Source organism: Burkholderia sp. MSMB1588, assembly GCF_001546925.1.
GTDB lineage: Bacteria > Pseudomonadota > Gammaproteobacteria > Burkholderiales > Burkholderiaceae > Burkholderia > Burkholderia humptydooensis.
In genome coordinates, this window is record NZ_LNJS01000001.1 from 2402798 (window position 1) to 2421652 (window position 18855).

Below are 18855 nucleotides of genomic sequence, written 5' to 3' on the forward strand. Positions count from 1 at the left end.
GCTCCCTCGCGGACCTGCGCCGGCGCGCAGGCGAGCTACGGGGGTATCTTTGACTACGACGTCAAGTCCGAACGTCTAGTCGAAGTCAACAAGCAACTCGAAGATCCGAACGTCTGGAACGACTCGAAGAACGCCCAGGCGCTCGGCCGCGAGAAGAAGTCGCTCGAGAGCGTCGTCACGACGCTGACCGAGCTCGATAACGACCTGCGCGACGCGCAGGATCTGTTCGATCTCGCGCACGAGGAAGGCGACGAGGACACGCTCGTCGCGACGGAATCCGACGCGGCGAAGCTCGAGGCGCGCGTCGCCGACATCGAATTCCGCCGGATGTTCTCGAACCCGGCCGATCCGAACAACTGCTTCATCGACATCCAGGCGGGCGCGGGCGGCACCGAGGCGTGCGACTGGGCGTCGATGCTGCTGCGCCAGTACCTGCGCTACTGCGAGCGCAAGGGCTTCAAGGCCGAGGTGCTCGAAGAGTCCGACGGCGACGTCGCCGGCATCAAGAACGCGACGATCAAGGTCTCGGGCGAATACGCGTACGGCTACCTGCGCACCGAAACGGGCATCCACCGCCTCGTGCGCAAGTCGCCGTTCGATTCGTCGGGCGGCCGCCACACGTCGTTCTCGTCGGTGTTCGTGTACCCGGAGATCGACGACTCGATCGAAGTCGAGGTCAACCCGGCCGACCTGCGCATCGACACCTACCGCGCGTCGGGCGCGGGCGGTCAGCACATCAACAAGACCGACTCGGCCGTGCGGATCACGCACATGCCGACGGGCATCGTCGTCCAGTGCCAGAACGACCGCTCGCAGCACCGCAACCGCGCGGAAGCGATGGCGATGCTGAAGTCGCGCCTCTTCGAAGCCGAGCTGCGCAAGCGCCAGGCCGAGCAGGACAAGCTCGAATCGAGCAAGACCGACGTGGGCTGGGGCCACCAGATCCGCTCGTACGTGCTCGACCAGAGCCGCGTGAAGGATCTGCGCACGAACGTCGAAATGAGCAACACGAAAGCCGTCCTCGACGGCGACCTCGACGACTTCATCAGCGCGAGCCTCAAACAGGGCGTGTAAGCGCTCCTCGCGCGGGCGCGGCGCGAAGCCGGCCCGCGCGCCGGTTGCGCGCCGCACCGCGCCCCGCTGCCGCATCACCATCGAACCCGACCATCATGACCGAACCGACCCAACCGCAGGCCGCTGTCGCAGCGGACGAAAACCAGATCGTCGCGGAACGCCGCGACAAGCTGCGCGCGCTGCGCGACCAAGGCATCGCCTATCCGAACGACTTCCAGCCGACGCACCGCGCGGCCGATCTGCAGACCGAATACGCGGATGCCGACAAGGAAGCGCTCGAGGCGAAGCCGCTCGAAGTCGCGATCGCCGGCCGGATGATGCTCAAGCGCGTGATGGGCAAGGCGAGCTTCGCGACGGTGCAGGACGGCTCGGGTCAGATCCAGTTCTTCGTGACGCCCGCCGACGTCGGCGCCGAGACCTACGACGCGTTCAAGAAGTGGGACCTGGGTGACATCGTCGCCGCGCGCGGCGTGCTGTTCCGCACGAACAAGGGCGAGCTGTCGGTGAAGTGCACGGAGCTGCGGCTGCTCACGAAGGCGCTGCGCCCGCTGCCCGACAAGTTCCACGGCCTCGCCGACCAGGAAACGCGCTATCGCCAGCGCTACGTCGACCTGATCGTCACGCCCGAGACGCGCGCGACGTTCCGCGCGCGCACGAAGGCGATCGCGTCGATCCGCAAGTTCATGAGCGACGCCGAGTTCATGGAAGTCGAGACGCCGATGCTGCACCCGATCCCGGGCGGCGCGGCCGCGAAGCCGTTCGTCACGCATCACAACGCGCTCGACATGCAGATGTTCCTGCGCATCGCGCCCGAGCTTTACCTGAAGCGCCTCATCGTCGGCGGCTTCGAGCGCGTGTTCGAGATCAACCGGAATTTCCGCAATGAAGGCGTGTCGCCGCGCCACAATCCGGAATTCACGATGATGGAGTTCTACGCCGCGTACACCGACTACCGCTGGCTGATGGATTTCACCGAGCGCCTGATCCGCCAGGCGGCCGTCGACGCGCTCGGCACCGCGACGATCCAGTACCAGGGCCGCGAGCTCGATCTGGCGAAGCCGTTCCATCGCCTGACGATCACGCAGGCGATCCGGAAGTACGCGCCGAATTACACGGACGGCCAGTTGTCGGACGACGCGTTCCTGCGCAGCGAACTGAAGCGCCTCGGCGTCGACGTCACGCAGCCGGCGTTCCTGAACGCCGGCATCGGCGCGCTGCAGCTCGCGCTCTTCGAGGAAACCGCGGAAGCGCAACTGTGGGAGCCGACCTTCATCATCGACTACCCGATCGAAGTGTCGCCGCTCGCGCGCGAATCGGACACGGTGACGGGCATCACCGAGCGTTTCGAGCTCTTCATCACCGGCCGCGAAATCGCGAACGGCTTCTCGGAGCTGAACGATCCCGAAGACCAGGCCGCGCGCTTCAAGAAGCAGGTCGAGCAGAAAGACGCGGGTGACGAGGAAGCGATGTTCTTCGACGCCGATTACATCCGCGCGCTCGAATACGGGATGCCACCGACAGGCGGCTGCGGGATCGGCATCGACCGTCTCGTGATGCTGCTCACCGACAGCCCGACGATCCGCGACGTGCTGCTGTTCCCGCACCTGCGCCGCGAGGACTGAGTTCGCGCGAAGCGTCCGCCTTTCTTCCGCTTTCGTCCGCCTTTCGCCTGCTTCAGCCTGCTTCAGCCTGCTTTCGCGGGCGACGGCGGGCGGGGCGGCGAACGGCGGCAAGCCTCGCCTGCTTTGTAACCGCCCGTAAATCCCGGCCGCCGCGCCGCCCCTCTCTTCCGTCCCCTTCTTCACGCAGCCTTTGCGCCGCTTGCGCGAGCGGGCATTTGACCGTGTTTGACACGCAAGTTAGCGCAGCGAATCGTTACAACTTGAAACGGCGCGCCGAGGGCGTTTGATCGACACTAGCTCCAGAAAATAACGCACCACCGTGTGCGCCAGGAGAGTCGAAAATGGACAACCAGAACACCACCACGCAACAACGGCAGCGCCTCCATCCGCTCGTCGCGACGGCCGCGGGCGCCGTCATCATCGCGAGCCTCGCCGCGACGGCGGCCATCACGGGCGTGTTCCCGAAGGCGAGCAGCGTCGACGCGCAGAACCCGCAGACGCAGGCCGCGCTGATCGCGTCGCAGCCGGCCGTCGACACGGCCGCCGCGGCAAGCGCCGCGCTCGCCGCGCAAGCCGCGCAGCAACAGGCGGCCCAGCAGCAGCAGGCGGTCGCGCAGGCCGCGCCGAAGCCGGCCTCGCATCAGACGACGCGCCATCATCACAAGACGTCCTCGGCGCCGCAGCCGCCGCAATATGCGCAGCAGCCGTATCCGCAACAACAGCAGCAATCGCAGTACTGCGCGAGCTGCGGCACCGTCGCCGCGATCGTGCCGGTGCGCACGGCGGGCACGAGCTCCGGGATCGGCGCGATCGGCGGCGCGGCCGCGGGCGGCCTCGTCGGCAACCAGTTCGGCCGCGGCAACGGCCGCACCGCGATGACGATCCTGGGCGCGCTGGGCGGCGGTCTCGCCGGCAACGCGGTCGAGAAGCAGGTCCGCAGCGAAACCGACTATCAGGTTCAGGTGCAGATGCAGGACGGCTCGACGCGCACGTTCACGTACCACAACCCGCCGCCGTTCGGCCAAGGCCAGCGCGTGCGCATCGAGAACGGCACGCTCGTCGGCGCGTGACGCGAGCGGCCTCCGTGCCCCGCCGCCTGCCGGACACAAAAAAACGGCTCGTGATTGCTTCACGAGCCGTTTTTCCCTGAATTTCCTTCGAACGCTTGCAGGAGGCTTCGCGTCGCCGCATCGTCACCCCGGCGCGACATTGCCGCGCCGGCGCGGCCGGATGCGCCGCGTCAATCCTCGTCGTCGAAGTCCGATTCGTCGAGCCAGTGCGCCTGGATCGCCTCGAGAATCTTCTCGCCCGAATGGCCCGGATCGTCGTCGAAGCCATCCAGTTCCAGCACCCACTGCCGCAAATCGACGAAATTGATCCGCTTCGGGTCGACATCCGGATGCTTGTCCGCGAGCGCAATCGCGATCTCGCGGGAATCGGTCCATTTCATCGTCGAACCTCCTCGTCGTCAGTGATTTTCCTTCGCGTGGTTGATCGAGTACTTCGGAATCTCGACGACCAGATCCACGCCCTCCTTCACGATCGCCTGGCACGACAGGCGCGACGTCGGCTCGAGGCCCCACGCCTTGTCGAGCAGATCGTCCTCGTCCTCCTCGGACGGATCGAGCTCGTTGAAGCCTTCGCGAATGATCACGTGGCACGTCGTGCACGCGCACGACTTCTCGCACGCATGCTCGATCTCCACACCGTTGTCGAGCAGGTTGTCGCAGATGCTCTTGCCGGGCACGGCATCGATCACCGCGCCGTCCGGGCACAATTCGACGTGCGGCAGTACTACGAGTTGAGGCATGTTCGTTCCGTTCGTTCAACCAGTGCGCGGCCCGCTGCCGCGCCGTCCATCGCCGCGCTGGCGGCCGGTCGGCCGCACGGCGCGATTCGCATTCAGATCTCGTCGAGCTTGCGGCCGGCGAGCGCCCGCTTGATGCTCTTGTCCATCCGGCGCGCGGCGAATTCGTCGGTACCCTCGGCGAGCGCCTTCGTCGCCGCGTCGATCACATTCGCATCGTCGCCCGGCGCGGCCGCGCGCAGCGACGCGACGAGTCCGTCGACCATCGCGCGCTCGCTCACGTCGAGCAGATCCCCGTCGGCGGCGAGCGCCGCCTCCGTCGCCTCGACGAGGCGCTGCGCCTCGACCTGCGCCTCGCGCAGCGCGCGCGCGCGCATGTCGACTTCGGCCGTCTTGAAGCTGTCTTCGAGCATGCGCGCAATGTCGTCGTCGCCGAGGCCGTACGACGGCTTCACGACGACCGACGCCTCGACGCCCGAGTGCTGCTCGCGCGCGAACACCGACAGCAGACCGTCCGCGTCGACCTGATAGGTCACGCGAATCCGCGCGGCGCCCGCCGCCATCGGCGGAATGCCGCGCAGCTCGAAGCGCGCGAGCGACCGGCAATCGGCGACGAGCTCGCGCTCGCCCTGCACGACGTGGATCGCCATTGCGGTCTGGCCGTCCTTGAACGTCGTGAATTCCTGCGCGCGCGCGACGGGAATCGTCGAGTTGCGCGGAATGATCTTCTCGACAAGGCCGCCCATCGTCTCGACGCCGAGCGACAGCGGAATCACGTCGAGCAGCAGCCAGTCGTCGCCGCCGCTGCGGTTGCCCGCGAGCAGATCCGCCTGGATCGCCGCGCCGAGCGCCACGACCTGGTCCGGATCGAGATTGACGAGCGGCGGCTGGCCGAAATGCTTCGCGACCGCGTCCCGGATCACCGGCATGCGCGTCGCGCCGCCGACGAGCACGACGCCCTTGATGTCGGCCGCGCTCACCTGCGCGTCGCGCAGCGCCTTGCGGGTGGGCGCAAGCGTGCGCTGCACGAGCGGCTCGACGAGCGCGGCGAACGCGTCGCGCGTGATCGTCTGCGCGAGCTTTTCGCCCGTCGACAGCTTCACGCCGAGGCGCGCCTGCTGCGCGGCCGACAGCGCCTCCTTCGCGCCGCGCACGCGATCGAGCAGCAGGCGCACGTCCTCGGGCGCGAGCGCGGCCGCGTCGAGGCCGGCCTGCGCGAGCACGTGCGCGAACAGCAGGTGATCGAAATCGTCGCCGCCGAGCGCGGAATCGCCGCCTGCCGCCAGCACCTCGAACACGCCCTTCGTGAGCTTCAGGATCGACAGGTCGAACGTGCCGCCGCCGAGGTCGTAGACCGCGTAGAGGCCCTCAGCGCCGTTGTCGAGCCCGTACGCGATCGCGGCCGCGGTCGGCTCGTTCAACAGGCGCAGCACGTTCAGGCCCGCGAGCCGCGCGGCGTCCTTCGTCGCCTGGCGCTGCGCATCGTCGAAATACGCGGGCACCGTGATCACCGCGCCGACTAGGTCGTCGCCGAGCGAATCCTCGGCGCGTTGCCGCAGCGTCGCGAGAATTTCCGCCGATACCTCGACCGGGCTCTTCACGCCGTCGACCGTGCGGATCTGCACCATGCCGGGCGCGTCGACGAATTCGTACGGCGCGTTCGCCGCGCCCTCGACTTCCGCCTTGCCGCGCCCCATGAAGCGCTTGACCGACACGATCGTGTTGCGCGGATCGATCGCCGCCTCTTCCTTCGCGGCATGACCGATCCGGCGGCCGCCCTTCTCCAGATAGCGGACGACGGACGGCAGCAGCACGCGGCCCGCGTCGTCGGGCAGCGCTTCCGGAATGCTGTTGCGCACCGCTGCGACGAGCGAATTCGTCGTGCCGAGGTCGATGCCGACGGCGAGGCGCCGCTGATGCGGCGCGGGCGCCATGCCGGGTTCGGAAATTTGCAGTAAAGCCATCTCTGTGTGTTCGATGAGGGCCGAAGCCCCGCTTGCATCGCGTGCGTCACGCGCGCGGTTAGTGTTCGAGGCGCTCGATCTGAGCGCCGATCTCGGCCGACACGCGCTCGACGAACATCAGTTGCCGCACAGCCTCGGCCGCGCCCTGGTCCGAGCCGCTGTCGAGCAGCGCGCCCAGCTTCGCGAGGCGCGCGCGCCGATCGTCGTGCAATTCGGCGAGGAGCGCGGCGAGCTCGCCGACGTTCTTCGCGGCCGCCGCATCCTCGATGCGCTCGCGCCACTCCATCTGCTGCATCAGGAACGCCGGCTCCATCGCCGTGTTGTCCTCCGCGCCGACGTCGACGCCGCGCAGATGCAGCAGGTACGTCGCCCGCTTGAGCGGATCGCGCAGCGTCTGGTACGCCTCGTTCGCGCGCGTCGCCCATTGCATCGCGATGCGCTTTTGCGCGTCGCCCGCCGCGGCGAAGCGATCCGGGTGCACCTGCGATTGCACGGCGCGGTACGCGGCGTCGAGCGTGGGCTCGTCGAGCGCGAATTGCGCCGGCAAATGAAAGAGATCGAAGTGGCTGTCCTTCAGCGAAACCATCGCGTAGTCGCTCTCGCGCTCAACTCGTTGTCGACTGCGGCACGACGTCGACCGAAGTGCCGCCCATTAAAAAGGCGGCCCGCGCCGCCTCTTGCCCGCCTCGCGCGGAGCGCCGTCACACGCGGAACGATTCGCCGCAGCCGCACTCGTCCTTCACGTTTGGATTGTTGAACCTGAACCCCTCGTTCAACCCTTCGCGCGCGAAGTCGAGCTCCGTGCCGTCGATGTACGCAAGACTTTTCGGATCGACGAAGACCTTCACGCCGTGGCTTTCGAACATCTGATCCTCGGGGGCGAGCTCGTCGACGTACTCGAGCTTGTACGCAAGGCCCGAGCAGCCGGTCGTGCGCACGCCGAGCCGCAGGCCCAGCCCCTTGCCGCGCCGCGTCAGATACTTCTGCACATGTTGCGCAGCCTTTTCGGTCAGTGTGATAGCCATAAATGTCCTTCTTCGCACGAAGCCGGCTTCGTGCGTCATGCGTCCAAACCCCAATCCGCCGTCCGTCGAACCCGCGGCCGCTTACGCGGCGGCCTTGCCGTCTTCGGCCATTTCGTGGCGCTTCTTGTAGTCGGCCACGGCCGCCTTGATCGCGTCTTCCGCGAGGATCGAGCAGTGGATCTTCACGGGCGGCAGCGCGAGTTCCTCGGCGATCTGCGTGTTCTTGATCGCGAGCGCCTCGTCGAGCGTCTTGCCCTTCACCCACTCGGTGACGAGCGAACTCGACGCGATCGCCGACCCGCAACCGTAGGTCTTGAACTTCGCGTCTTCGATCACGCCGTTCTCGCCGACGCGGATCTGCAGCTTCATCACGTCGCCGCAAGCGGGCGCGCCGACCATGCCGGTGCCCACCGCTTCGTCGTCCTTCGCGAACGAGCCGACGTTACGCGGATTTTCGTAGTGATCCAGAACCTTGTTGCTGTAAGACATGACTCATGCTCCTTGCTTCGTTTCGTCTGCGCGGCGCGCCGTCGCCCGCGAAAAAGTCGCTGCGCTCAGTGCGCCGCCCATTCGATCGTCGACAGATCGATGCCTTCCTGATGCATCTCCCAAAGCGGCGACAGGTCGCGCAGCTTCGCGATCTTGCTCTTCAGCAGGTCGATCACGTAGTCGACTTCCTGCTCCGTCGTGAAGCGGCCGACCGTGAAGCGGATCGAGCTGTGCGCGAGCTCGTCGTTGCGGCCGAGCGCGCGCAGCACGTAGGACGGCTCGAGCGACGCCGACGTGCACGCGGAGCCCGACGACACCGCGACGTCCTTGATCGCCATGATCAGCGATTCGCCTTCGACGAAATTGAAGCTGATGTTCAGGTTGTGCGGAATCCGTTGCTCGAGATCGCCGTTCACGTAGGTTTCGTCAATTTCCGACAGGCCGCGCAGCAGCTTGTCGCGCAGCATCCGGATACGCTCGTTCTCGGTCGCCATTTCTTCGCGCGCGATCCGGAACGCCTCGCCCATGCCGACGATCTGGTGCGTCGGCAGCGTGCCCGAGCGCATTCCGCGCTCGTGGCCGCCGCCGTGCATCTGCGCCTCGATGCGCACGCGCGGCTTGCGGCGCACGTACAGCGCACCGATGCCCTTCGGGCCGTAGGTCTTGTGCGCGGAGAACGACATCAGGTCGACCTTCAGCTTCGCGAGGTCGATCTCGACCTTGCCCGTCGCCTGCGCGGCGTCGACGTGGAAAATGATGCCCTTCTCGCGGCAGATCTCGCCGATCGTCCCGATGTCCTGGATCACGCCGATCTCGTTGTTCACGTGCATCACCGACACGAGGATCGTGTCCGGGCGCAGCGCGGCCTTGAGCACGTCGAGATCGACGAGACCGTCGTCCTTCACGTCGAGATAGGTCACTTCGAAGCCTTCGCGCTCGAGCTCGCGGCAGGTGTCGAGCACCGCCTTGTGCTCGGTCTTCACGGTGACGATGTGCTTGCCCTTGCCCTGATAGAAGTGCGCGGCGCCCTTGATCGCGAGGTTGTCGGATTCGGTCGCGCCGGACGTCCAGATGATCTCGCGCGGATCGGCGTTCACGAGCGCCGCCACCTGCTCGCGCGCCTCTTCGACCGCGCGCTCCGCATCCCAGCCGTATGCGTGGCTGCGGGACGCCGGGTTGCCGAACTGCTCGCGCAGATACGGCACCATCTTGTCGACGACGCGCGGATCGACGGGCGTCGTCGCGCTGTAGTCCATGTAGATGGGCAGGTGGGGGATCTCGTTGTTCATCTATCGCTCCGGGTATGCGTTCAGTGCGGGGACTATTCGTTGTGCGGGCCGCGTTCAGTGCGCGGCGCTCATGAGCTCGCGATGTTGAAGACCGAATTCGGACCGAGCGGAATCGAGCGGACCGGCTCGACGCTCGCCGCGACGGGCTCCGGCTTGCGCTTGTCGCGCAGCACGGCGGGGGGCGTGCCTTCGCGGGCGCGCTGCTGATCGACGAGATCCTGCAGCGACACCGAATCGAGGTATTCGACCATCTTCTGGTTCAGCGTCGACCAGAGCTCGTGCGTCATGCAATGGCCGTCGTGCTGCTTCGAGCCCTCGCACGTGCCCTTGCCGCCGCATTGGGTCGCATCGAGCGGCTCGTCGACCGCGATGATGATGTCGGCGACCGTCACGTCCTGCGCACGACGCGCGAGGTTGTAGCCGCCGCCCGGCCCGCGGACCGATTCGACGATTTCATGCCGGCGCAGCTTGCCGAACAATTGCTCGAGGTAGGAGAGCGAAATCCGCTGGCGCTGGCTGATGCCTGCAAGCGTCACCGGGCCTTGCTCCTGGCGTAGCGCCAAGTCGATCATCGCCGTGACGGCGAAACGGCCTTTGGTGGTGAGTCTCATGGTATTGAATGGGCAGCAATCTTGACGATTTTGGTCAAGTATAAATATTTGACCAATTTAGTCAAGTATCCATGCCGCTAAAAGGGGTTGTATGCGGCGCTTCAGCGCGCCGTTTCACGCAGGCTTTCGAGGAGGCCGCGGCACGCGTCCTCGCACTGATCGAGCACCTGCTCGAAGCCACGCGCGCCACCGAAATAAGGATCGGTGATTTCGCCCGCCGATCCGTCGCCCGCGTACGCCATCAGGAGCCGGATCTTGCCCCGATATTGCGGCGGGCAGCGCTTGCGCAACTCCGCGAGATTGGCGCAATCCATCGCGAGCACGAGATCGAAGCGCTCGAAATCGGCGTCGCCGATCTGCCGCGCCCGCAGCGCCGACAGATCGTAGCCCCGCGCGCGCGCCGCCTGCTGCGCGCGTGCGTCGGGCGCCTCGCCGACGTGCCAGTCGCCCGTGCCGGCCGAATCGATCTGGATCGCCGCGTCGAGCCCCGCTGCCTCCACCTGATGGCGCATCACCCCTTCCGCGGTGGGCGAGCGGCAGATGTTGCCGAGGCAGACGAAGCAGATCGCGACGCTTTTCATCGTGCAGCCAGACAGTCGCGGAGAACCGCTCGGATGAGTAACGCGCCATTATACAAAGGCGCGCCGATTCTCGCTTGCGCCAGATCCCGCCTCACAGCGCCTTCGGGCCGGCGAGCGGCGCAACGTTCGGCGCGGCGGGCAGCGGCTGCGACGCGTCGTCGACGAGCCCGTATGACACGGCGCGCGCGAGCTCTGCCGACGTGTCGCGTGCGATCGCGGGCGCGCTCCGCGGCGCGGCTTCGGACAGATACAGGTAGGCGGCGGCGAGCGGCACGACGATCGCAAGCGGCCAGTACATCGATATTGTCTTTCTCATGATGCGACCTCTCTCGGCTGGTGCACAGGGCATTCCTCCCATGCTGATGTCGAGATTCTATAGACCACACCTATCGAGATAAATCCACGAATAGCGAACGCAGTGTTGTCGCTCGATGAACAGTCGCGGCGCGACTTGTGCCCCGCCCGCTCGAGCGGGGCTTCGCGACGCGCTTGCCCGCCGTCGGATCAGCGCGTCGAGGACGGATCGAGATGCGTGCGCGACGCTGCGTACAGCTCGCGGAACGTCCGGCCGGCGGGCGCCGGGATGTCGCGCGTATCGGTCCAGCCTCGAGTCCAGGCGCGCGCGAACGGCAAGCGTCCGAACGCGCCCGCCACGCCGCCCGGCGCGCCGCCCGCCCGCTCGAGCACGCGAACCGCAAGCTTCGTCGCGAGCGCGTACAGCGCCGGCCGCCGCGCGAAGAAGCCCCACGCGGCGAGCGCCGCACGCTCGCGCCACGGCCGCAGGCGCCGCTCGACCTGCTTCTCGCGTAGCTTGCGCAGCAAGCCCGAAATCGGGATGCCGACCGGGCAGACGCTGTCGCACTCGCCGCAGAGCGTCGCCGCCTGCGGCAAATCGAGCGCGTTGCCGAGCCCGACGTAGCTCGGTGTCAGCACCGAGCCCATCGGCCCCGGATACACCCAGCCGTACGCGTGCCCGCCGACCTTCTGGTAGACCGGGCAATGGTTCATGCACGCACCGCAGCGGATGCAGCGCAGCATCTCCTGGAATTCGCCGCCGATGAGCCCGCTGCGGCCGCCGTCGACGAGCACGACGTACGCGTGCTCGGGCCCGTCCTCGTCGCCGTCGCCGCGCGCGCCGGTCAGCAGCGAGAAATAGTTCGACGTCTTCTGCCCGGTCGCCGAGCGCGGCAACAGGCGCATCGCGGTCGCGAGATCCTCGAGCGTCGGCAGCACCTTCTCGATCCCCGTCACCGCGACGTGCACGCGCGGCAGCACCGTGCACATCCCTTCGTTGCCCTCGTTCGTCACGAGCACGACGGAGCCCGTCTCGGCGATCACGAAGTTGCCGCCCGTCACGCCCATGTCCGCCGACAGGAAATGCGGGCGCAGCACCTCGCGCGCCTCGCGGGTCATCTCGGCAATCTCGGTGAGGCGCGGCCGCCCGTGCGTCTTCGCGAACAGCTCGGCAACCTCCTCCTTGTCCCGGTGCAGCACGGGCGCGATGATGTGGCTCGGCGGCTCGTTGTCGTTGATCTGCAGGATGTATTCGCCGAGGTCCGTCTCGATCGACTGCACGCCGAGCCGGCCGAGCACCGCGTTGAGATTCGCTTCCTCGGTCACCATCGATTTCGTCTTGACGACCTTCTTCACGCCGTGCCGGCGCGCGATGTCGGCGATGAGCGCCGCCGCGTCGCCCGTCGTCTCCGCGTACAGCACGGTCGTACCGCGTCGCGTCGCCTCGCGCTCGAACATATCGAGCCACACGTCGAGCCGCTCCAGCGCACGGTTGCGGCGCGCCTTCAGCTCCGCGCGCGTCGCGACGAAATCGATTTGCGTGATCGCCTCGGCGCGGCCCGACACGAATTTCGTCGACAGCCTTCCGAGGTTTTCCTGCAGGCGCGCATCGGCGAGCTTTTCGCCGGCGCGCGCCTTGAAGTGCATCGATTGGACCTGCATGGCGGCTCGTGAAGTTCGTGGATCTCGTCGCGGTTTCGTATCGGTGATCGGCGGCGAACGGCGGCGCGGCGCGCGTGGCGCGGCCGATCCGTCCGGGGCGAGACGCTCAGACGTCGCCCGCGAGCACCTGCGCGACGTGCAGCACGCGCGTGTCGCGATCGCCCGTGCGGCGCAGCCGCCCTTCGATGTTCAGCATGCAGCCGAGATCGCCGAGCACGACCGCGCCCGCGCCCGTCGCGCGCACGTTCGCGCACTTCTCGTCGACGATCGCGGTCGAGATGTCGCCGTACTTCACCGCGAACGTGCCGCCGAAGCCGCAACAGTGCTCACAGTCCTTCATTTCGTCGACGGCGACGCCACGCTGCGCGAGCAGCGCGCGCGGCTGCGCCTTCACGCCGAGCTCGCGCAGGCCGGAGCACGAATCGTGGTACGTGACAGGCCCCTTGAACTCGCCCGGCTCGAGCGTCACCCGCGCGACGTTGACGAAGAAGTCGGTCAGTTCATAGACCTTCGCGCGCAGACGCCCGTAGCGCGCCATCAGTTCGGGATCGTCGCGAAAGAGGTCGCCGTAATGGACCCGGATCATCCCGCCGCACGAGCCCGACGGCACGACGACATAGTCGAGCGCTTCGAATTCGTCGAGCGTCTTTTCGGCGAGATCGCGCGCGAGCGCACGCTCGCCCGAGTTGTACGCGGGCTGGCCGCAGCAGGTCTGCGTGGGCGGCACGACGACGTCGCAGCCCGCCTGCTTCAGCAGCTTGAGTGCCGAAAAGCCGATCTCGGGCCGCATCAGGTCGACGAGGCATGTGACGAACAATCCGACTCGCATAGGCGCCCCTTCGAGAAAACGCCGCTCATTATCCGCCGTTCGCGCGGCGCGACCAACGCCCCCGCGCAAAGAAACGCCGCGTCCGGCGCCAAGCGAGGACTTCCTCGAACACCGTTCGCTTTTTTCACGATACGAGATACAATCGGCGCATTGGTATTTGATGCGGCAATCGATTTCCCACGATGAGCAACCCGAACCCGGATTCCAAAACGTCGATCCAGGTGATCGAACGGATGATGCGGCTCCTCGATGCGCTCGCCGCGCACAGCGATCCGGTCAGCCTGAAGGAACTCGCGCAGCGCACCGAACTGCATCCCTCCACCGCGCACCGTATCCTGAACGACATGGTGACCTGCCGTCTCGTCGACCGGTCCGATCCCGGCACGTACCGGCTCGGCATGCGCCTGCTCGAACTCGGCAACCTCGTGAAGGCCCGCCTGTCAGTGCGCGACGCCGCGCTGATGCCAATGCGCGAGCTGCACCGGATGACGGGGCAGACCGTGAACCTGTCGGTGCGCCAGGGCGACGAGATCGTCTACATCGAACGCGCGTACTCGGAGCGCTCGGGGATGCAGGTCGTCCGCGCGATCGGCGGCCGCGCGCCGCTGCACCTGACGTCGGTCGGCAAGCTGTTCCTCGCGGCCGACGAGACGTCGCGGGTGCGCGCATACGCGACGCGCACGGGCCTCGCCGGCCATACGCAGAACAGCATCACCGAGCTGCCGAAGCTCGAGCGCGAATTGACGCTCGTGCGCCAGCAAGCGTGCGCGCGCGACAACGAGGAACTGGAGCTTGGCGTGCGCTGCATCGCGGCCGGCATCTACGACGATTCCGGCAAGCTGGTCGCGGGGCTGTCGCTGTCCGCGCCCGCCGACCGGCTGCAGGACGCATGGCTCGGCCAGTTGAGCCGCACGGCGCTCACGATCTCCGAATCGCTCGGCTATCGGCCGGAAACCGCGAAGGACGTGGACGCGCCGGCGCAAAAGCAGGCGTAGGCGCGTACTACGCTTGCGCGCTTTCGTCGGCCGGTCGCCCGCGGGCCACGCACACGAAAAAGCCCCGCGAATGCGGGGCTTTTTGCTGAGCAACGCCACAATCGGACGGCCGCGCGATCAGGTTCCGCCCGTCGACGTGTTCGCCGCCGTCAGACGCTCGCCGCCGCCGTTGTCGAGCCAGTTGCGCACGCGCGACGCATCGGCGAAACGCGAATACTTGCCAAACGAATCGAGCAGCACCATCACGATCGGACGGCTGTGAATCGTCGTCTGCATCACGAGGCACTCGCCCGCTTCGTTGATGAAGCCCGTCTTCTGCAGGCCGATGTCCCACGACGGATTGCGCACGAGCGCGTTCGTGCTGTTGTACGCGAGCATCCGCTTGCCGGTGTTGACCTCGTAGCTGCGATCGGTCGAGAACTTGCGGATGAGCGGGTACTGGTACGCTGCGTTCACCATCTTCACGAGATCGCGCGCGCTCGACACGTTCTGGCTCGACAGGCCCGTCGAATTCTCGAAGTGCGTGTCGCTCATGCCGAGCGACTTCGCCTTCGCGTTCATCGCCGCGATGAACGCCGGGCGGCCGCCCGTGTAGTAGCGCGACAGCGCGGCCGCCGCGCGGTTCTCCGACGCCATCAGCGCGATGTGCAGCATGTCCTCGCGCGACAGCACCGAGCCGACCGACAGGCGCGAACCCGTGCCCTTCTCGTAATCGCGGTCTTCGTCGGTCACGTCGATCTGGTCGGTGAGCGGCGCCTTCGAGTCGAGGACGACCATCGCGGTCATCAGCTTCGTGATCGACGCGATCGGCACGACCGCATGCGAATTCTTGTCGAAGAGCGGCTCGGACGTGTTCTGGTCGACGACGTACGCGACGCTCGAGCGCAGCGCGAGCGAATCGGGCGTCTCGTGCAGGCCGAACGCCTGGCCCACCGACGGCGGGCGCGGCTCGAACGCGACGCGGCGCACGCCGCTGCGATGCCGGCCGTTCGACACGTAGGTCACGCGCTTGCGCGCGCCTTTCGCGCGCGGCCCGGCACTCGACGACGCGGCGCGCAGCGACTTCTTCGCCGCGCTTTTCTTGCCTTTCGCGCTCTGCGCGGTCTTGGCGGTGGCGGCAAACGCGTCCGCGGGCGCGACGGCGGCCGTCGCCACCATCAGCGAGACGGCGACCGAGACAGCGGTGCCGAGCGCCACGCTCTGCATCATCCTGAGCGGTGCAAACAATTGGGCTTTCATTGGGGTCCGAACAAAACGGCGGGAAGTTTCCGCAAGTGTAGTAAAAGCTGAAAAAATAAGCAATATTAGGCACTTACCGATCTTCGTTAAACCGGAATGTAAGAATCGGTCATACCAGGTCAATCGGCCCCGCCTTTCCCATCGAAAAATACGATGAAGAAAACGAGACGCCCGACGCGCGCGACACACGAATCACCCATCGGTTGACCAGAATATCGGCGTCGCAACGGACAAGCTGAAGCAGGGGAAACCACGAATACGGCAGCGAAGCGGGCCGAACGGCCCGCCGACGGGCTCGCAGCGGACGTTCGCGCATGGGTTCGCGCCCGCCGCCGAGCCGAAAACGGCGGTCGGTTCGACAAGCCAGAATGTTAAACGTTCCGTCGCTCCAATCGGTTTACCGCGTCGCGATAGTGCGCCTGCGTCAATGCGACACGCGGCCGAACCGGCTTCGCGCAGGCGCTGAAACCGATACCAACGAGATAACGCAAACTATTGTTTTACTTAAGGATTGTCAGGATTGTGCAATGCACCAAAAGCACTTGACATTCAATCCTGACGCCCTAAAATAGTAACCATTGTTGCGTTGCACAAAGCAGTTTCAGGCATCTGTTCCCCAAAGTTGTGCCCTTTTCCTTCACGATCATCGATCGAACCTCAGGAGCATGAACATGTCCTTGCTGACCCCCGAGCAAATCGCCGCCGCCCAGAAAGCCAACATCGAAAGCCTCTTCGGTCTCACGACGAAGGCGTTTGAAGGCGTCGAAAAGCTGATCGAACTGAATCTGCAAGTGGTGAAGTCGACGCTCGCTGAAAGCCAGGAAAACGTGCAGCGCGCGCTGTCGGTGAAGGACACGCAGGAACTCCTCGCGCTGCAGGCAAGCCTCACGCAGCCGATCGCCGAGAAGGTGCTCGCGTACGGCCGCCATGTGTACGAAATCGCGTCGGCCACGCAAGCCGAATTCGCGAAGGTCGCCGAGGCGCAATACGAGGAACAGAACCGCAAGGTGCAGGCGCTCGTCGACAACGTCGCGAAGAACGCGCCGGCCGGCTCGGAAACGGCCGTCGCCGCGCTGAAGTCGGCGATCAACGCCGCGAACACGACGTACGAAACGGTGCAGAAGGCCGCGAAGCAAGCGGTCGAAATCGCCGAAACGAACTTCAACGCCGCTGCCGCCGTCGCCACGAAGGCGGCGAACACCGCGGCCGCCGCGTCGCGCCGCAGCAGCACCGGCAAGACCGCGTAAGCGCCGGCGTCACTGCCTGCTCGATTTGGGGAAAGCCGCGCATCTGCGCGGCTTTTTTCATGGCTGTGACCCGCCCGCGAACGCCCTTCCCGTTCGCCCACAGCCAAACAAAACGGCGCCTCCCTTTTTGAACCGATCGCGCGAAGCCGGATGTCGGCTTTCCGCGTGCGGTTCGTTTCGGGAGGCGCCGTTTCTTGCGCCGTCGCAGCCGGCCGGCCGCGGCGCTTACTTCTTGCGTTGCGGCGGCAGGTCCGTGCAGACGCCTTCGTACAGCTCGGCGGCCATGCCGACCGATTCGCCGAGCGTCGGGTGCGGATGGATCGTCTTGCCGATGTCTTCCGCATCCGCGCCCATCTCGACCGCGAGGCACACTTCGCTGATGAGGTCGCCCGCGTTCAGGCCGACGATGCCGCCGCCAATCACGCGATGCGTTTCCTCGTCGAAGATCAGCTTCGTGAAGCCCTCGTCGCGGCCGTTCGCGATCGCGCGGCCCGACGCGGCCCACGGGAATACCGCCTTGCCGTACTTGATGCCTTCGGCCTTGCACTGGTCTTCCGTCTTGCCCGCCCACGCGACTTCCGGATCGGTGTAGGCCACCGACGGAATCTGCAGCGCGTCGAAGTAGGCCTTCTCGCCGTGCGCCGCTTCCGCCGCGACGTGGCCTTCGTGCACCGCCTTGTGCGCGAGCATCGGCTGGCCGACGATGTCGCCGATCGCGAAGATGTGCGGGACGTTCGTGCGCATCTGCCTGTCGACTTCGATGAAGCCGCGCTCGGTGACGGCGACGCCCGCCTTCTCGGCGCCGATCCTCTTGCCGTTCGGGCTGCGGCCCACCGCGACGAGCACGAGGTCGTAGCGCTGCGCGTCCGCCGGCGCCTTCTCGCCCTCGAACTTCACGTAGATGCCGTCTTCCTTCGCCTCCGCGCCGACCGTCTTCGTCTTCAGCATCACGTTGCCGAAGCGCTTCGCGTTGTATTTTTCCCAGACCTTGACGAGGTCGCGGTCCGCGCCGTTCATCAGGCTGTCGAGCATTTCGACGACGTCGATCTCCGCGCCGAGCGTCGAGTAGACGGTCGCCATTTCGAGGCCGATGATGCCGCCGCCGATCACGAGCATGCGCTTCGGCTGCTGGCGCAACTCGAGCGCGCCCGTCGAATCGACGATGCGCGGGTCTTCCGGCAGGAACGGCAGCTTCACCGACTGCGAGCCGGCCGCGATGATCGCCTGCTTGAAGCGGACGACCTTCTTCCCGCCTTCGCCCTGCACTTCCATGTGATGCGGATCGACGAACGCGCCGGCGCCCGTCACGACTTCGACCTTGCGCGCCTTCGCCATGCCGGCGAGGCCCGTCGTCAGTTTCTTGACGACGCCGGACTTGAAGTCGCGCAGCTTGTCGAGGTTGACTTCGGGCTTGCCGAACGAGATGCCGTGCGCGGCGAGCGCCTCGGCCTCTTCGACGACGAGCGCCGTATGCAGCAGCGCCTTCGACGGGATGCAGCCGACGTTCAGGCACACGCCGCCGAGCGTCGGGTAGCGCTCGACGAGCACCGTCTTCATACCGAGATCGGCGGCGCGGAACGCGGCCGAATAGCCGCCGGGGCCGGCGCCGAGCACGAGCATGTCGCACTCGATGTCGGCGGCGCCGGCGTAGCTGCCGGCTTGCGGCGCGGCAGCCGAAGCGGCTGCGGGCGCGGCGGCCGATGCTGCGGGCCTGGCCGGCTCGGCCGTCTTCGCGGGTGCTGCGGCAGCGGCTGACGCCTCGACGAGCGCGATCACGGTGCCTTGCGAGACCTTGTCGCCGGCCTTGACCAGGATTTCCTTGACGGTGCCGGCGACGTCGCTCGGCACTTCCATGGAGGCCTTGTCCGATTCGAGCGTGAGGAGCGTCTGCTCTTTTTCGATCACGTCGCCGGGCTTGATGTTGACTTCGATGACGTCGACGCCGCTGAAATCGCCGATATCCGGAACCTTGACTTCGATGAGACTCATGTACGTCCCCTACTTGTTTGGCTGCTGACAGAGGGAGTGGAACTCGCGCGTTGAACTACGGCCTGTCTGGAGAACGGGAACCTGGGCAGCGCCACCTTTGCCGTCCGCCCAAGGACGCGCCTCTCTTTTGGTCACTTT

General features: G+C 66.5%; 19 protein-coding genes. 5 read left to right on the forward strand and 14 right to left on the reverse strand.

The window, feature by feature from the left end; genetic code table 11:
- Positions 1-45 precede the first annotated feature (45 nt).
- The 3 genes from prfB to WS92_RS22640 all read left to right on the forward strand — a co-directional run bounded on the left by prfB (position 46) and on the right by WS92_RS22640 (position 3766).
- Positions 46-1074, forward strand: coding sequence for a peptide chain release factor 2 (gene prfB, locus WS92_RS22630; RefSeq protein ID WP_162486750.1), 1029 nt, complete (start codon positions 46-48; stop codon positions 1072-1074).
- A gap of 95 nt (positions 1075-1169) precedes the next feature.
- Positions 1170-2696: a lysine--tRNA ligase gene (gene lysS / locus WS92_RS22635; RefSeq protein WP_006025961.1), complete on the forward strand. Its 1527-nt coding sequence runs from the start codon at positions 1170-1172 to the stop codon at positions 2694-2696.
- A gap of 341 nt (positions 2697-3037) precedes the next feature.
- Positions 3038-3766, forward strand: a complete 729-nt coding sequence (locus WS92_RS22640) for a glycine zipper 2TM domain-containing protein (protein WP_059929250.1) — start codon at positions 3038-3040, stop codon at positions 3764-3766.
- A 170-nt stretch (positions 3767-3936) separates the two neighbouring features.
- Here the strand turns inward: WS92_RS22640 and iscX are convergent, their stop codons facing one another.
- The 12 genes from iscX to WS92_RS22700 form a co-directional block, all read right to left on the reverse strand.
- Positions 3937-4146: a Fe-S cluster assembly protein IscX gene (gene iscX, locus WS92_RS22645; RefSeq protein ID WP_015601144.1), complete on the reverse strand. Its 210-nt coding sequence runs from the start codon at positions 4144-4146 to the stop codon at positions 3937-3939.
- A gap of 18 nt (positions 4147-4164) precedes the next feature.
- Positions 4165-4506: an ISC system 2Fe-2S type ferredoxin gene (fdx, locus tag WS92_RS22650; RefSeq protein WP_059929254.1), complete on the reverse strand. Its 342-nt coding sequence runs from the start codon at positions 4504-4506 to the stop codon at positions 4165-4167.
- A gap of 92 nt (positions 4507-4598) precedes the next feature.
- Entirely contained in the window at positions 4599-6467 is a 1869-nt protein-coding gene (hscA, locus tag WS92_RS22655; RefSeq protein WP_059929256.1) for a Fe-S protein assembly chaperone HscA, read from the reverse strand.
- A gap of 58 nt (positions 6468-6525) precedes the next feature.
- Positions 6526-7053, reverse strand: a complete 528-nt coding sequence (gene hscB, locus WS92_RS22660) for a Fe-S protein assembly co-chaperone HscB (RefSeq protein WP_059929259.1) — start codon at positions 7051-7053, stop codon at positions 6526-6528.
- A gap of 115 nt (positions 7054-7168) precedes the next feature.
- Complete coding sequence (gene iscA, locus WS92_RS22665; protein WP_006025955.1) at positions 7169-7492, reverse strand: iron-sulfur cluster assembly protein IscA; 324 nt, start codon at positions 7490-7492, stop codon at positions 7169-7171.
- Between the two features lie 81 nt (positions 7493-7573).
- On the reverse strand, positions 7574-7981 hold the full coding sequence (iscU, locus tag WS92_RS22670; protein ID WP_006025954.1) for a Fe-S cluster assembly scaffold IscU: 408 nt from the start codon (positions 7979-7981) through the stop codon (positions 7574-7576).
- 65 nt (positions 7982-8046) lie between these two features.
- The gene (locus WS92_RS22675) at positions 8047-9270 is read right to left on the reverse strand and encodes an IscS subfamily cysteine desulfurase (protein WP_006025953.1); all 1224 of its coding nucleotides are present in this window, start codon (positions 9268-9270) and stop codon (positions 8047-8049) included.
- Between the two features lie 68 nt (positions 9271-9338).
- Positions 9339-9881, reverse strand: coding sequence for a Fe-S cluster assembly transcriptional regulator IscR (gene iscR, locus WS92_RS22680; protein WP_009912960.1), 543 nt, complete (start codon positions 9879-9881; stop codon positions 9339-9341).
- Between the two features lie 101 nt (positions 9882-9982).
- Positions 9983-10462 (reverse strand): low molecular weight protein-tyrosine-phosphatase, encoded by a 480-nt coding sequence (locus WS92_RS22685; RefSeq protein WP_059929262.1) that lies wholly within the window; start codon positions 10460-10462, stop codon positions 9983-9985.
- Between the two features lie 91 nt (positions 10463-10553).
- Positions 10554-10760 carry a hypothetical protein gene (locus WS92_RS22690; protein ID WP_170963100.1) on the reverse strand — a complete coding sequence of 69 codons (207 nt, stop codon included), beginning with the start codon at positions 10758-10760 and terminating at the stop codon, positions 10554-10556.
- A gap of 206 nt (positions 10761-10966) precedes the next feature.
- Entirely contained in the window at positions 10967-12418 is a 1452-nt protein-coding gene (locus tag WS92_RS22695) for a lactate utilization protein B (protein ID WP_059929265.1), read from the reverse strand.
- Between the two features lie 106 nt (positions 12419-12524).
- A complete protein-coding gene (locus WS92_RS22700; protein ID WP_059929268.1) occupies positions 12525-13247 on the reverse strand; it encodes a (Fe-S)-binding protein in 723 nt (240 codons plus the stop codon).
- Positions 13248-13429: 182 nt separating this feature from the next.
- Between WS92_RS22700 and WS92_RS22705 the strand changes: the two genes are divergently transcribed.
- A complete protein-coding gene (locus WS92_RS22705) occupies positions 13430-14242 on the forward strand; it encodes an IclR family transcriptional regulator (RefSeq protein ID WP_006025947.1) in 813 nt (270 codons plus the stop codon).
- Between the two features lie 117 nt (positions 14243-14359).
- Here the strand turns inward: WS92_RS22705 and pbpG are convergent, their stop codons facing one another.
- Complete coding sequence (gene pbpG, locus WS92_RS22710) at positions 14360-15481, reverse strand: D-alanyl-D-alanine endopeptidase (RefSeq protein WP_015602039.1); 1122 nt, start codon at positions 15479-15481, stop codon at positions 14360-14362.
- A 671-nt stretch (positions 15482-16152) separates the two neighbouring features.
- On the opposite strand from pbpG, the gene WS92_RS22715 reads away from it, so the two are divergent.
- Positions 16153-16728, forward strand: coding sequence for a phasin family protein (locus tag WS92_RS22715; RefSeq protein WP_015600339.1), 576 nt, complete (start codon positions 16153-16155; stop codon positions 16726-16728).
- A gap of 225 nt (positions 16729-16953) precedes the next feature.
- Here WS92_RS22715 and lpdA read toward each other — a convergent pair whose 3' ends face one another.
- Positions 16954-18717, reverse strand: coding sequence for a dihydrolipoyl dehydrogenase (lpdA, locus tag WS92_RS22720; RefSeq protein WP_059929271.1), 1764 nt, complete (start codon positions 18715-18717; stop codon positions 16954-16956).
- Between the last annotated feature and the right edge of the window lie 138 nt (positions 18718-18855).

Coding starts and splice junctions, on each gene's coding strand:
- lysS (WP_006025961.1), top strand. CDS start 1,170: ATGACCGAACCGACCCAACCGCAGGCCGCTGTCGCAGCGGACGAAAAC.
- WS92_RS22640 (WP_059929250.1), top strand. CDS start 3,038: ATGGACAACCAGAACACCACCACGCAACAACGGCAGCGCCTCCATCCG.
- iscX (WP_015601144.1), bottom strand. CDS start 4,146: ATGAAATGGACCGATTCCCGCGAGATCGCGATTGCGCTCGCGGACAAG.
- fdx (WP_059929254.1), bottom strand. CDS start 4,506: ATGCCTCAACTCGTAGTACTGCCGCACGTCGAATTGTGCCCGGACGGC.
- hscA (WP_059929256.1), bottom strand. CDS start 6,467: ATGGCTTTACTGCAAATTTCCGAACCCGGCATGGCGCCCGCGCCGCAT.
- hscB (WP_059929259.1), bottom strand. CDS start 7,053: ATGGTTTCGCTGAAGGACAGCCACTTCGATCTCTTTCATTTGCCGGCG.
- iscA (WP_006025955.1), bottom strand. CDS start 7,492: ATGGCTATCACACTGACCGAAAAGGCTGCGCAACATGTGCAGAAGTAT.
- iscU (WP_006025954.1), bottom strand. CDS start 7,981: ATGTCTTACAGCAACAAGGTTCTGGATCACTACGAAAATCCGCGTAAC.
- WS92_RS22675 (WP_006025953.1), bottom strand. CDS start 9,270: ATGAACAACGAGATCCCCCACCTGCCCATCTACATGGACTACAGCGCG.
- iscR (WP_009912960.1), bottom strand. CDS start 9,881: ATGAGACTCACCACCAAAGGCCGTTTCGCCGTCACGGCGATGATCGAC.
- WS92_RS22685 (WP_059929262.1), bottom strand. CDS start 10,462: ATGAAAAGCGTCGCGATCTGCTTCGTCTGCCTCGGCAACATCTGCCGC.
- WS92_RS22690 (WP_170963100.1), bottom strand. CDS start 10,760: ATGTACTGGCCGCTTGCGATCGTCGTGCCGCTCGCCGCCGCCTACCTG.
- WS92_RS22695 (WP_059929265.1), bottom strand. CDS start 12,418: ATGCAGGTCCAATCGATGCACTTCAAGGCGCGCGCCGGCGAAAAGCTC.
- WS92_RS22700 (WP_059929268.1), bottom strand. CDS start 13,247: ATGCGAGTCGGATTGTTCGTCACATGCCTCGTCGACCTGATGCGGCCC.
- WS92_RS22705 (WP_006025947.1), top strand. CDS start 13,430: ATGAGCAACCCGAACCCGGATTCCAAAACGTCGATCCAGGTGATCGAA.
- pbpG (WP_015602039.1), bottom strand. CDS start 15,481: ATGAAAGCCCAATTGTTTGCACCGCTCAGGATGATGCAGAGCGTGGCG.
- WS92_RS22715 (WP_015600339.1), top strand. CDS start 16,153: ATGTCCTTGCTGACCCCCGAGCAAATCGCCGCCGCCCAGAAAGCCAAC.
- lpdA (WP_059929271.1), bottom strand. CDS start 18,717: ATGAGTCTCATCGAAGTCAAGGTTCCGGATATCGGCGATTTCAGCGGC.